Raw genomic sequence first — 13,256 nt, 5'->3', positions numbered from 1 at the left:
CGCAGCAATTGCCGCCGTAACTTTGCGCACTCGCAGGCGCTGCGCTTAGAGCATAAGCCCCAAATCCAAGCGCGGCTGCAATGGCAATGCGACTGGATGTTCTTGTCAGTCCCCCAAACATCTCCATGTCCATTTTCCCTGTTCTCTGGCTAAATTAACTAATTCTGACTCTCGTTTTACGGCGCTTCAGAGCCTTGCCGACAATCGTTTTGCCGAAAAAGTACCGCGAGGTTCGCCAACCAAGAGTTCTAGTAACTGCTTATACGCGATAGGCCTTGAAGGTAAATTGCTAATACGAAGGGCGATCTCCTTTTGGCCGCCATTGTGACATTTAGGTCACGAGCCACGGGGCAGATCTCTGGGCGCAAGGTGTTCCGACTAGGCCTTAATTACTTGTCTTTTATCAGAAACTTAGATGATTCTATATTGAGGCTATCTGCGCGTTGTCGGAGGGCCTAATTCACCGGCGAAGCGGGGTGCGGGCGCACGAGTGTGCACAATTCGTATCCAGTTCCCGATGCTTTTTGGTGCAGGTCCGATTTGGCTCAATAGGTAAAGCCATTACGCTTCGGTGGTTGTGAAATTTCGGGTCGCTAGCCGGCGCCGCTTGAGCTAGGAGTGGAAGTCCGGTCGCCGTCCTGGAGCTCGTTCGGATCAGGGCTGCGACCCAATGGTGATCGAAGCAACGGTTCAAGGCATGATAGAATTATGTCATCTCAGGAAGGCCCGCCCATGAAAGGGCTGCGCATTTTGGTCGTTGAGGACCAGGCCCCGATCGCTCTTCAACTGGAAGACATGCTGATCGAGTCGGAGTGCGAAGTCGTCGGCCCCGCGAGCCGGGTGGGACAAGCGCTGAGGCTTCTCAACGAGCACCTCGTGGACGCCGCAGTCCTGGATCTCAACATTGCCGGCGAACTCGTCTACCCGGTCGCCGATGCCCTCGACGCGCGCGGGCTTCCTTACGTTTTCGCCACGGGTTACAGCCGCTCCGACCTGGCGGCGCCTTACCGAAGCCGGCGGATACTTCAGAAGCCGTTTTCACGGCGGGTCTTTATGGACGCGATATGCGAGACCCTCCGGCGAGGCTCAAGCTGAGGCCGAGACCACACTATGCCCCCCGCCCGCGGGAACCCAAAAGACCGCCCGGACGGAAGTCTGTGAAATTGAGCTGGCTCAAACACAATTGTGAAAGCCATGCGACATTGGGTCGGCACTGGAGCGGCCCGTTGTTCTTGTGGAGACGCCTGGATTGGGATAGGAAGCAAGGGCGACTACAGCGACGGCTGGGACTTTACGCAAGCACTACAAGAACTTGTGCTAGCCGGACTGCTCAGGATCTCCATTCTGTTCGGCCAATTGCTGGGTGGCGTTGGCGAATGCCAAGGGTCTAGGGACAGGAGACACATGGACTACGAAAATCGATTTCGCCAGCATCTTGAATCGCTGCATCAAGAAGGCCGGTACCGCGTATTCGCCGAATTGAAGCGGCGCTGCGGCGCGTTTCCAGTCGCTGATCATTTCACCGAGAGCGGTACCCGCGACGTAACGGTCTGGTGTTCCAACGACTATCTCGGCATGAGCCAGCACCCGACGGTGCGCGATGCAATGCATGAGGCGATCGATGAAGTCGGCGCCGGCTCAGGCGGAACCCGCAATATCTCCGGCACCACCCACTACCATGTGGAACTCGAACACGAACTGGCCGACCTCCACAACAAAGAGGCGGCGCTTCTGTTTACATCGGCCTATATCGCCAATGACGCGACGCTATCGACGCTGACGCGCCTCATTCCCGGCCTGCAGATCTTTTCGGACGAGAAGAACCACGCCTCGATGATCGAGGGTATCCGGCATGGCGGCGGGCCCAAGCACATCTTCCGGCACAACGACCTCGAGCATCTCGAAAGCCTGCTGAAGTCCGTGCCGTTGGACACGCCGAAGCTGATTGCCTTCGAGAGCGTTTACTCCATGGAAGGTCATATCGCCCCGATCGGCGCAGTGTGCGACCTGGCGGACAAATATAATGCTCTAACGTATCTCGATGAGGTTCACGCGGTGGGGCTCTACGGCCCCCGCGGTGGCGGCATCGCCGAGCTGGAAGGGGTGATGGATCGCGTCGACATCATCAATGGCACGCTTGCGAAGGGGTTTGGCGTCATGGGCGGCTATATTGCCGCGAGCCGCTCCTGCTGCGATGCTATCCGCTCCTATGCGCCTGGGTTTATTTTCACAACCTCGTTGGCACCCGCCATTGCCGCCGGCGCGCTGGCCTCAATCCGCCACCTCAAGCGCTCGGATCTCGAGCGCGCACGGCATCGCGAGCGCGTCCAGACGCTCAAGACCATGTTGGAGGAAGTCGGCCTGCCGGTGATGGACAACCCGAGCCACATCGTACCCGTGATGATCGGCGATCCCGTGCACTGCAAGGCCGTGACCGATACGCTGCTCACCCACTACGGAATCTATGTACAGCCCATCAACTATCCGACCGTGCCTCGCGGCACCGAGCGGATGCGGCTCACGCCCTCGCCCGTGCATAACGACGCGCAGATGGCCTATCTCGTCGGAGCGCTCAGCGATCTTTGGGCCGCCTGCCCCGTCGCGAACGGACAGTATGTGAGGCTGGCGGCGGAGTAGCCATGCGCGCGCCGACGCGTCTCGGGATCGCCCTCTTCGCAGCCGCTTTTGCCGGCCTCCATATTGCCGGTCTCTATGTGCCGGCATTGGCATCCCCTGCCGATGGCAGCACGTGCTTCGCTGCCGCCGAACGGATCGACGCCGGCGAGTCCTTGTCCCCGGCCGAGCGGGAAGAAGCCCATCAAGCCTGCCGGCGCGCGATAAGTTTGACGGCAAGCGTGCTCCAAAAATATCAGCGCGACGAGGCGGATTTCGTCATCACCGGCAAGCGCCACAAATACTAGGCTTGGCGCCTAGACCTTGCGACGGGACGCTACCGCCGCATGATCCATGCGGCGATGAAGGACACGATCAGCAGAACGAGCAGGCACAGCAAGACGATCACCCCGATCGCGCCGATAATGCCTTTGAGCGTTCCCCAAAACCCGAAAGTCGCCACCATGGCGGCGAGCAACAACACAATGACAATCGGCATGCGTCGTTCCTTTTCCGGGACCTTGCGCCCGTAGAGTGTGTTTCAGACCGAACGGATTGCAGACCTAGATCCGGCCGAACAAGAGCTTGCCCATCATGTCGGCGCCGACCGCACCCTCGACTTCGCGGAACGCGAAATACGGGAGCAGGGCCACGCTGAAGATGACCCACCAAGCCAACATGCCGCCCAGCCCGCCGCCAAGGGTCATGACACCCGCGCCGATACCAACGAGACCGAGAAGCGCCATTTCCACTGCATAGGCCAGCACGAGCGCGCCCACGAAAATCAGCGTCTTGAAGATGATCGAATAGATCAGCGGCTTCTGCTTGAGGTTTTGAAAAAGGCTGTAACGCTCGGCCAGCGGCATCGCCTGCATCAGCAAGAACGCGTTGAGCGTGGTCAGCACGAAGAAGCTCATTCCGACGCCATATTGAGCGCCCCCGACCACCGCATGCACGGTCAGCATAATGAAGACAGCCCAAAGACAAATGCAGAACCCACCAAACGCCTTGAGATCGGCGATGACCCGCTCCTGAAACGACAGCTTGCGGGGCTCGGCTTCGCCGCTCAGGGCCTTGGCAAGCGCGCCGACATGGTCATCGAGCGGCTCGCCCGCGAGAGGATCGTCGAACGGATCGTCGTCGAACCCGTCATGGTGCCGTATCGGCGTCTCGGCGCTCTCAGTGGACTGTGGCGCAGAGCCTGCACCGTCACCGTCCTCCGGCGTGGCGGCGTCTTCGGCCTCCAGGGCAAAATCGGTTTTCGCCACGCCGGGCTCCGAAACTTGAGTTTCGGGCGTCTCGGCGTCTTCCGGCGGCGCGATTCCGAAAATCTCGTCCGCCGACTTCCAGTCGTCAAGCCCGGCCGTCCACAGAAGATCGCCTGGCTTGAAATTGCCCCCGTCGGCAAACAAAGACAGCTCCCGGTCCGAGAGAGGTCCATGCTGATGCCCCTCCCGGCTCAAATACCATCTCGCTTCCGCGAGCTCTGCGTCATTCTCGCTCACGCCTGCATCCTGCATCGGCCTCCCCCCCAAGCCTAAAAAACAGGAGCGTGCCATAGCATCCCCTGCGATCCCCCGTCGAGGCCTGAAAGTAACGCCCCGAAACCCAAGGGAGAAGTCTCCACTGGCGCGCAGGGCTAATGGGCCGCCAAATGGACGCCCAGGCGAAGACCCCACGCGTAGATGGTCAAAGACGGGTTTACACGGCTTGCGCGTGGCAACGGACTCCCGTCGCCGACATAGAGATTCTGCATCCCATGCACCTTGCCGTCCGGGTCGACCACCGAGCGCGCCGGATCGTGACCCGTGACCATGCTTCCAAGCGCATGGGCCGTGCCAGCCAGTCCCATATATTTGTCGAATCCGACGAGACCCGCCGCCAACAGCCGTTCTATCCAGGCATCGATCAACGCATGGTGCTCCTTCACGGAGTGCGGAATGCGGTCGAGGCTGTAATCCATTATGGACCGGCCTCCGGGACCGCCCGAGATGATGCGGTTTTCGGGGTTCGAAGAATCTTCGGTAGTGGCCCAAAATCCGATGGCGCGCTTGCCGAGCAGTTTATCCATGAAACTGGGAACCTCGGGCGGGACCTGTGCCGCGAGCAGTTCGGCATCGATCCAGCCGAGACACTGCATCGAGGAATGCGGAAATCGGTCATTATACAGAACGGCCGTCTTGCGCAGGACGTCGTGATCCATGAAGGGGGAAAAGCCGAGAACCGCGGAGTTGATGTGCATCTTGAAATTGGCGCCCAGCAGATCGCCGCATTCGAGCGCCAAGGCGCTAGCATGCAGATGATCCTGAAGGATGCGCGGTGAACTCATGGCGCCCGCGGCAAGCACGATTGTGTCGGCCTCGTAGGTCGTCCCTTCCGCGCATTGGACGCCGATAATTTTACGGGCGTCGCCGGGCGCGGCAACGAGGGCGGCGACGGGATCCCCGGCGATCAGCTTGAAGTTCGGCTTTTCGAGAATGTGGTCAATCAGGTTACGCTCAGAATCCGACTTTAACCCTGACGGCGAGGCAAAACCGTCGAAGTGTTTTGCCTCCTCCGGGTGATTGACGATGTCGTGGGACAAGCCAAGGGGAAGCGAGTACAGCTCCCATCCCGGATCGGCCGTGGTGATCTTGTCGAGCAGCGCCTGAAGCTGCGGTTCGTTCTTGAACGTCGTAATGCGTAAGAGCTCGGTTGCCTCGTCGTAATAGGGCTCAAGCTCCGCATAACCGAACGGCCAGCCGAGCAGGTCGAAGTCCGGTTCGGCCTCGAACTCCACCGGGCGAAAACGAAACAGCGCCGCACCATACCATTTGGTCTTTCCACCCACATTGTAGAATTCGCCTGGTACGAAATCACGCCCCTTGCTGTCGAGCCAGGCCACGCGGTTTTTGAAGACGCCATCCACGAAGACCTTGCGCACATCCAGTGTGGACGTATTGCGCGGCAGATACGGCCCCTTTTCGAGAAGAAGCACGCGCTTGCCCGCGAGAGTGAGCTTGTAGGCCACGCTCGCACCGCCGGCACCACTGCCAACAACGATCACGTCATAGTGGGCGGACATGATGAACTCCTAGACCGTCAGAGCCGGACGGCCACGTGACAGAGCTGTTGATTCGATTGGTTCTGCCGATGAGCACCGTTGCCGATGCCGCCTGCGATGTCTAGGTTGGACGCGGATCATTTGACGTCGCGTTCGTGTCCTTCCTGTTACAGCGTTAGTGGATTGCGAAAATCCTTCCCTGAATGGAGACTGTGGATGCCTCTGAAGAACAAAGTTGCGATCGTAACGGGCGGCAATACGGGAATCGGAAAGGCTATCGTGCTTGAGCTCGCCAAGCATGGGGTCAAACTTGTGATCGACTACGTCGCCCACCCCGAGGCGACGGACGCGCTCGAACAGAAGATCGCCGCACTGGGAGATCAGTGCATTGGTGTCGAGGCCGATGTCAGTGAGATTGTGGATCTGGAGAAACTGATCGGGGCCGCGGTCGCCAAGTTCGGCCGCTTGGACGTCATGGTGAATAATGCCGGCATCGAGACGCGAACGTCGATCCTGGACACCAGCGAGGAACAGTACGACGCGGTACTGAAAATCAACCTAAAAAGCGCGTTCTTCGCCACGCAGCTCGCAGCGAAACAGATGATCAGCCAAGGCGACGGCGGACGGATCATCAACATCACCTCAACGCATGAGGACTGGCCAATGCCGGGCAACACGCCGTACTGTCTCTCGAAGGGTGGTATGCGGATGCTAACGCGCACGGCGGGCGTCGAACTCGCACCGCACAATGTTTTGATCGTCGGCGTCGGTCCCGGGGCGATCGAAACGCCGATCAACACGGGCACGATGGACGACCCTGCGAAGCTCAAGAAGCTGGACGCGGCCATTCCGCTCGGCCGCATGGCCAAGCCGCAGGAGATCGCGACCGTGGTCTCCTTCCTCGCCGGAGACGGGGCGAGCTACATGACCGCCACCACCGTGATGGTCGATGGCGGCTTGATGCAGTCGAGCCCTGGGCTTTAGAGTCGCACCATCATGGCGCTACCAATCGAAGACTATGCTCTAATCGGCGACTGCGAGACGTCGGCGCTGGTCGGGCTCAACGGTTCCATCGACTGGCTTTGCCTGCCGCGCTTCGATTCCGAAGCCTGCTTCTCGGCCCTGCTCGGCGACGACAACAATGGGCGCTGGCAGATCGCGGCGACCGACCCGAAGGCAAAGGTCACACGCTGCTATCGCCCCGATACCCTGATTCTCGAGACGCGTTTCGAGACGGAGACCGGCGCCGCGACGCTCATCGACTTTATGTATCCGTGCGAGAAGCACCCCAACGTCATCAGGCTGGTGGTCGGCGAAAAAGGCACGGTCGAATTCGGGATCGAGCTGATTGTGCGCTTTGGCTACGGCGAGACCGTTCCCTGGGTCACCACGATGCCGGACGGACGCTTGCGCCTGATCGCCGGCCCGAGCCGGATCGTTCTGCAATCCTCCGTCGAATTGCGCGGCGAAAACCTCAAGACCAAAGGCGCCTTCACGATCAAGAAGGGCGAGACCGAGTCCTTCGCGCTTACCTATACCGAGTCCTGGATTCCCGAACCGGTCGAGTTCAAACCCGAGTCGCTGGTCGCGGGGACGGAGAAGTTCTGGACGGACTGGACCTCCAAGTGCACGACGGTTGGTCCGTATGCCGACATCGTCAAGCGGTCGCTCATTACATTGAAGGCGATGACCTACGAACCCACCGGCGGCGTCGTCGCAGCGACGACGACATCTCTGCCCGAGCAGTTCGGTGGCCCGCGCAACTGGGACTACCGGTTCTGCTGGGTTCGAGATGCGACCCTGACCCTGCTCGCGCTCATGAACACCGGCTATTACGACGAAGCGCGCTCCTGGCGCGAATGGCTCTTGCGCGCGGTCGCCGGCAGTCCGAAACAGATGCAGATCATGTACGGCATCGCGGGCGAGCGCAGGCTGTACGAAGTCGAGCTGCCGTGGCTGAAGGGTTACGAGGACTCCCAGCCGGTCCGCATCGGCAACGCGGCGCACCATCAGGTACAGCTCGACGTTTACGGCGAGTTGCTGGACGCTATCCATCAAGCCCGCAAGGGCGGCCTCGCGCCCCTGCAGTCCGGCTGGGACCTGCAGCTCGCGATCGTCGAGCAGCTTGAAGAAGTCTGGCATCAGCCCGATGACGGTATCTGGGAAGTCCGCAGCGGCCCCGATCAGTTTGTATATTCCAAGGTCATGGCTTGGGTCGCTTTCGACCGCACCATCCGCAGTGCCGAACGCTTCAAGCTCAAGGGCCCCCTTGAGCGTTGGCGCAAGACGAGACAGGTCATCCACGATCAAGTCTGCGAGGAAGGCTACAACGAGGAGCTCAAAAGTTTCGTGCGGTCCTATGGGGCCACGGAAGTCGATGCCAGCCTGCTTCTTATTCCCGCCATGGGTTTTCTACCGGCCACCGATCCACGCGTGGAGGGCACGGTCGCGCAAATCGAAAAGACGCTGATGAAGGATGGTCTCGTTCAACGCTACGACACCGCCAAAGCGGACGACGGACTTCCTCCGGGCGAAGGCATGTTCCTCGCCTGTAGCTTCTGGCTCGTGGACGCTTATCTGATGATGGGGCGCGAAAACGACGCGGTGACGCTGTTCGAGCGGCTCCTAGGCTTATGCAACGATGTCGGGCTATTGAGCGAGGAGTACGACACCGGCGCACAGCGCTTGTCCGGTAACTTTCCCCAAGCCTTTTCTCACCTCGCGCTCGTCAACAGCGCCTGCAATCTTGGTCGCGACGGCCGGCCTGTGGAGCAGCGCTGCGACACCGAGGACCCAACCGCCTCAAAGAAGACCGCAGCCAAGGCCGAGGCAACGCAATAGACGGAGCACGTGTGAAGACGCCTGACGACACAGAGCCGAAGACGTGGCTGCCGACGAGCTGGCCATGGCGCCTGCGCCGCACGTGCGGTGCCGCGGTTGTCGTCGCGACAGCTCTAGTTTTGCTCTCCGCGGCTGCGGGCTCCACGGAGGCAGCCGCACAACCACCCGCTCACACGAAGGGCGCGGTTCCTAGCTACGTGGACGACATCCAGCCGCTCTTCAACAAGCGGTGCGTGGCATGCCATGGCTGCCTCGGCTCCCCGTGCAATCTGAAACTGACCTCGTTTCGCGGGCTTGAGCGCGGCGGCCTTGGCCGGAACCCCTATTCCAGCCATCTCGGCGACTATGCCCGCACCGACATGAATGTGGTGCCGACAACGGCCGAGTGGCGCAAGCGCGGATTTTATCCAGTAATCGCACGCGAGGGCTCACAGACGGATAACCTCTCCCGTTCAATGCTGTTTCAGATGGTCGAGACGGGTGCGAAACACAATACGCCAGGGTTCTCCCGCAAGGTGCTGATGCCGCTTTACGCCAAGCGCTACGAACATCAATGCCCGGCAACACCCGAAGCGCTCTCCGCGCAAATTGAAAAGAACCCCGCGATCGGGATGCCGTTCGGCCTGCCCGCTCTGAAGAAAACCGAAGTTGCCACGCTGCGCGCCTGGATCACCGGCAATGCGCCGGGCCCGACGGACACCGAACGGCGCAAGGCGGACATGGTCGCCGATCCGAAGGCGGTGCGCGCCTGGGAAGATTTCTTTAACGCGGACGACAAACGGTCTCAACTCGTCTCGCGCTACATTTTCGACCATATGTTCTTGACGACGGTCGTGCTGGAGGAGAACCCGGGCGACTATTTCAAAATCGTGCGCTCCAAGACAGCGCCAGGGGACGCGAGCCAGAATCCGCCGGCGCCCGTCGAAGTCATCGATACGCCGTTCCCTTACACCAACCCTTACAAATTATCCGGCGTCGATCGCTTCTATTACCGCCTGCAGAAGGTCACCGCGCCGCGCGTCCAGAAGAACCATTTCGTCTGGCGGCTGAAAAATGCGGACATCGGCGGCCTGAAGAAGCTGTTCCTCGATCGCGACTGGGGCATTAATACCAACCTGGGCGATCCGCGCGAGGCGCCTTGGGACCTCGGCAATCCCTTCCGCGTCTATCACGAGATTCCGGTCGAAGCGCGCTATCGCTTCCTCTTGGAGAACTCGGAGTTGATCGTCTCCGGCATCACCTACGGTCCGGTCTGCCTCGGCCAGACCGCGACCTACGCGGTCAAGGATCAGTTCTGGGTCTATTTCGTCGATCCGAAACACGACGTATCCGTGCGCGACCCAAAGCTAGGGCTTGAGACCTGGGAAACCTTCATGGACCGGTCGCTCATTGGCAACGACAAGTACGAATCCGCCTATAGCGCCGCTCTCGAGAAGCTTCAGCCCGACGGGTACACGATCGATGCGATCTGGAACGGGGAAAAAGAGAATCCCAATGCCTGGCTGACCGTCCTGCGTCACGAGTCGAACGTCTCGGTCATGAAAGGCCGGCAGGGCGGCATCCCGCGTACGCTTTGGGTCATCGACTATAGCGGCTTCGAGCGCATCTACTACGATACCGTCGCCAATTTCCAATACTGGTCTGGCGACGTTCCCAAGCTCGAGACATTAATCTTCTTCAACTATCTGCGCCAGGAGTTCGAGGACAACTTCCTCCTCCTCCTGCCAAAAGCCGAACGCCAAAAATACCGCGACATGTGGACCCAAGGTCTGGGTCAAGTCGCCCTGGCTCTGGAACCGTTTGCCGGAGAAGAACAGCCGACACAGGTCAAGACGTCAAAGCTCGACCCCTTGCTCAGCCTCATCAGCGAGATTCAAGAACATATGGGGGAGAAGGTCAGCGGACCGCCCGACCTTTTGAATCCGCATAAGAAGCCAAAGCTCTCGCTGAAAGAGCCGATCACAAGCTACGACGAGTGGGAGGCGGCGGCATCGCTTCTCACCCAGACCCGCGCGTACAAGTTTCCGCGCTTTCTGCCGAGCGTCCTTCTCCTGCGGATCAACGATCCCGCGGGTCATGCGCGCGTCTATTCGCTGATCGCGAACCGCGTGTATCAGACTCAGGACACGATTCTTTTCCAGAACGGCTTGGAACTGCCGCATCTTTATACGATGAGCATCTATCCCACGATCATCGGTGGATTCCCCAACTACTTCCTGGAGATGTCGCTCAGGCAGTCGGGGGACTTCTTGCGGCTACTACGCGATGTCGAGACCCTTAAGGACTGGAACCGCCTGCGCTACCGTTACGGCATCTTGCGCAACGACCCGCGATTCTGGGAGACCTATGACTGGTTCACCCTCTGGAATGAGAAGCATCGCGGAATCTACGCAGGCTATCTCGACCTGTCATATTACGATCTCTTCGACTCGGTTTACTAGGCGGCCTGTTCCGTCAGGATCTGTAGTCGGGATTCTCATAGCCGAAGCGGCAGCCCGCCTTCCACGCCTCGCGATTATTGCCGTGATTGGGATAACCGCCGGCGTCCTTCAAGATGCGCGCAAGGTGCAGTAGATTCCAGGTCATGATCGTCGTGTTGCGCTGGGTGAAGTCGTTGTCGTAACCGACCGGTCCGTCCTTGCCCGTATCGCCATAAGACGCTCCAGGACCTGCCTCACCGATCCAGCCGCAATCGGCCTGTGGCGGGATGGTGTAACCGAGATGCTGGAGCGCATAGAGCGTGGTCATGGCGCAGTGCTTCACGCCATCCTCGTTGCCGGTGATCACCGTGCCACCCACTTTGCCGTAATACAGGCTCTGCCCCTTGGCGTTGAGCATGCCCGACATGCCGTAAAGACGTTCGATCAAGATACGGCAGATGGAACTTTCCTCACCAAGCCAAATCGGCGTGGCAAGGATGAGGATGTCCGCCGCCTCGATCGCGGGCCAGAGCTTGGGCCAGTCGTCACTATCCCAGCCGTGTTCGGTCATGTCCGGATAAACGCCGGGCGAGATCTGATGCGACAGTGCGTGGATGGATTCGACGCTCACACCACTCTTCCGCATGATTTCTTCGGAGACGGAAAGCAGCAGGCGCGTGTGGGACTCGTCGGGGTTGCGCTTCAGCGAGCAATTGACGGTCACGGCCTTCAGGTCGGAGAAGTCCGTCGTATTCTGTGAACAGAGTTCTTCTTGTCGTTCGGAGAGAGGCATGACGAAGGCTCCTTGACGGGATGATAGACCTTCATCTTAACGAGCAATCTTCGGCGCTCTTGACACTCTGAATGAATTTAACGTGATCGGATTTCGTTCCGGATTTCTGGCGGCGAAAAAGAAGAGAGGGTGACCGCTCGGGAGGGAAAAGCGATCACCCTCTTTGCCCCGCCTATCGATCCATTTGGCTCAGATAGGGATTTGGGAAACCTTCGGCCGCGACAGGGGCTACACCGGCGGTGACAAGCGCCAGGGAGATGAGGATCGTCTTGAACATTGTCGTACTCCTTCGGGATCAGAGATTGGCAAGCTGCCTTGGGAGGATTGGCAGCTTTGCGTTTCGATTTATCGGTCCGCTATCGGTCCATCTGGGTCAGATAGGGGTTTGGGAAGCCTTCGGCTGCGACAGGGGCAACACCGGCGGTGACCAAGGTCAGGGAGATGAGGATCGTCTTAAACATTGTCGTACTCCTTCGTATGAGTTCGTGTTTCCGTATAACTAGTGATATTGGGTTTGGGACCGTTCGTTCAACTAACAAACTCTCACATACACGTGTTTATAGACCGATCAGTCTATAACTAAACCGTGATTGCGCTGTGAACCGAATGGCAACTGCCTTCGCCGCTCCCGCGCGTCCCGGAGGAGCTAAACCCCGTCCAGCACCTTGTCGACGATGTCCTGAAGCGCTTTGGCCCGGTATCCGGAGCGCGCCAGTACCCGGAGCCCCATATAGGCGTTGAGGAGCGAGGCCGCGGTAGCGTTGCGGCGCTTCTCGGACCAGCGCAGGCCGCGCCGGCTCTGCTTGAGGGCCGTGGCGATCGCATCCTGCAGACGGTGCAGCATGGCGCTGACTTTTGCCTCGACCTCATTATCGAGGCTCGCACGGTCGATAGCCGCGTTACACATGAAGCAGCCGCGGCGCGTCTTGTCGGCCTTCACATCCTCCAGCATGGTCCGGATCTTCGCCATGCCGTCGCCGGCACCGGGATCGCTCAGGAATGCAATTCCCATCTCGACTTCCGTCCGGTCGTAACGGTCGAGCGCCGCCAGATAGATGCTGTGCTTGTCTTCGAAAGCCTTGTAGAGGCTGCCGCGCGCGATCTCCATTGCGTGCAGCAAGTCCTGAAGCGAAGTACCCTCATAGCCCTTCTGCCAGAACACGCCCATGGCGCGGTCGAGCGCCTTGTCGACATCGAACTCTCTTGGCCGGCCCATCGCATCCCTCCCGGGGCGCCATAGTGCGAATACGTGACCGAGCGGTCAATATTGCGCTGCAGCAGGCCCGACACGCCGACAGGTCCTGTGTGGCATCGCAATGACAACGACGGTTATGGCGAGTGCGCGGACGGCTCCGGCTTCGATGGTACCGAGCACCGGCGGGCTTTCCGTTGCTCACCGACGAACGGGGCCATTGCGCACTCTGCGCCGGTGAGGACGTCATGCCCTATATCGAGGCCATGATGGCCATATCGAATGCGGTCGGCCTCATGCGGGAGCAGGTCTGGGATGCAGACCCGATTTCCGAGCATAGCCTCTCTCCCGACA

11 protein-coding genes are annotated in these 13,256 nt (G+C 59.8%); 6 read left to right on the top strand and 5 right to left on the bottom strand.

Annotation, left to right across the window (positions count from 1 at the left end; genetic code table 11):
• Nucleotides 1-732: 732 nt before the first annotated feature.
• The 3 genes from WBQ77_RS11685 to WBQ77_RS11675 all read left to right on the top strand — a co-directional run bounded on the left by WBQ77_RS11685 (nucleotide 733) and on the right by WBQ77_RS11675 (nucleotide 2,921).
• Nucleotides 733-1,095, top strand: a complete 363-nt coding sequence (locus tag WBQ77_RS11685) for a response regulator (protein ID WP_424043372.1) — start codon at nucleotides 733-735, stop codon at nucleotides 1,093-1,095.
• Nucleotides 1,096-1,404: 309 nt separating this feature from the next.
• The gene (hemA, locus tag WBQ77_RS11680; RefSeq protein ID WP_424060391.1) at nucleotides 1,405-2,637 is read left to right on the top strand and encodes a 5-aminolevulinate synthase; all 1,233 of its coding nucleotides are present in this window, start codon (nucleotides 1,405-1,407) and stop codon (nucleotides 2,635-2,637) included.
• Between the two features lie 2 nt (nucleotides 2,638-2,639).
• On the top strand, nucleotides 2,640-2,921 hold the full coding sequence (locus tag WBQ77_RS11675; protein ID WP_424060389.1) for a hypothetical protein: 282 nt from the start codon (nucleotides 2,640-2,642) through the stop codon (nucleotides 2,919-2,921).
• A 29-nt stretch (nucleotides 2,922-2,950) separates the two neighbouring features.
• Here the strand turns inward: WBQ77_RS11675 and WBQ77_RS11670 are convergent, their stop codons facing one another.
• From WBQ77_RS11670 to WBQ77_RS11660, 3 genes are all read right to left on the bottom strand, one after another.
• Entirely contained in the window at nucleotides 2,951-3,112 is a 162-nt protein-coding gene (locus WBQ77_RS11670) for a hypothetical protein (RefSeq protein WP_424043367.1), read from the bottom strand.
• 64 nt (nucleotides 3,113-3,176) lie between these two features.
• Nucleotides 3,177-4,118 carry a DUF4339 domain-containing protein gene (locus WBQ77_RS11665; RefSeq protein ID WP_424060387.1) on the bottom strand — a complete coding sequence of 314 codons (942 nt, stop codon included), beginning with the start codon at nucleotides 4,116-4,118 and terminating at the stop codon, nucleotides 3,177-3,179.
• A gap of 134 nt (nucleotides 4,119-4,252) precedes the next feature.
• Nucleotides 4,253-5,677: an FAD-dependent oxidoreductase gene (locus WBQ77_RS11660; protein ID WP_424043363.1), complete on the bottom strand. Its 1,425-nt coding sequence runs from the start codon at nucleotides 5,675-5,677 to the stop codon at nucleotides 4,253-4,255.
• A 195-nt stretch (nucleotides 5,678-5,872) separates the two neighbouring features.
• Between WBQ77_RS11660 and WBQ77_RS11655 the strand changes: the two genes are divergently transcribed.
• The 3 genes from WBQ77_RS11655 to WBQ77_RS11645 are packed head-to-tail and all read left to right on the top strand — an operon-like array spanning nucleotide 5,873 to nucleotide 10,938.
• On the top strand, nucleotides 5,873-6,640 hold the full coding sequence (locus WBQ77_RS11655; RefSeq protein WP_424060386.1) for an SDR family NAD(P)-dependent oxidoreductase: 768 nt from the start codon (nucleotides 5,873-5,875) through the stop codon (nucleotides 6,638-6,640).
• A gap of 12 nt (nucleotides 6,641-6,652) precedes the next feature.
• Nucleotides 6,653-8,497, top strand: coding sequence for a glycoside hydrolase family 15 protein (locus tag WBQ77_RS11650; protein WP_424043359.1), 1,845 nt, complete (start codon nucleotides 6,653-6,655; stop codon nucleotides 8,495-8,497).
• Between the two features lie 11 nt (nucleotides 8,498-8,508).
• Nucleotides 8,509-10,938, top strand: a complete 2,430-nt coding sequence (locus WBQ77_RS11645; RefSeq protein ID WP_424060383.1) for a fatty acid cis/trans isomerase — start codon at nucleotides 8,509-8,511, stop codon at nucleotides 10,936-10,938.
• A 13-nt stretch (nucleotides 10,939-10,951) separates the two neighbouring features.
• Here the strand turns inward: WBQ77_RS11645 and WBQ77_RS11640 are convergent, their stop codons facing one another.
• Nucleotides 10,952-11,710: a flavodoxin family protein gene (locus tag WBQ77_RS11640; protein WP_424045352.1), complete on the bottom strand. Its 759-nt coding sequence runs from the start codon at nucleotides 11,708-11,710 to the stop codon at nucleotides 10,952-10,954.
• Nucleotides 11,711-12,356: 646 nt separating this feature from the next.
• Nucleotides 12,357-12,926 carry a TetR/AcrR family transcriptional regulator gene (locus WBQ77_RS11635; protein WP_424045353.1) on the bottom strand — a complete coding sequence of 190 codons (570 nt, stop codon included), beginning with the start codon at nucleotides 12,924-12,926 and terminating at the stop codon, nucleotides 12,357-12,359.
• Between the last annotated feature and the right edge of the window lie 330 nt (nucleotides 12,927-13,256).

It is taken from the genome of Methyloceanibacter sp. (assembly GCF_049590335.1).
Lineage (GTDB): Bacteria > Pseudomonadota > Alphaproteobacteria > Rhizobiales > Methyloligellaceae > Methyloceanibacter.
Note: the sequence above shows the minus strand (reverse complement) of the source record. Positions and strands in the feature narration are given on the sequence as shown.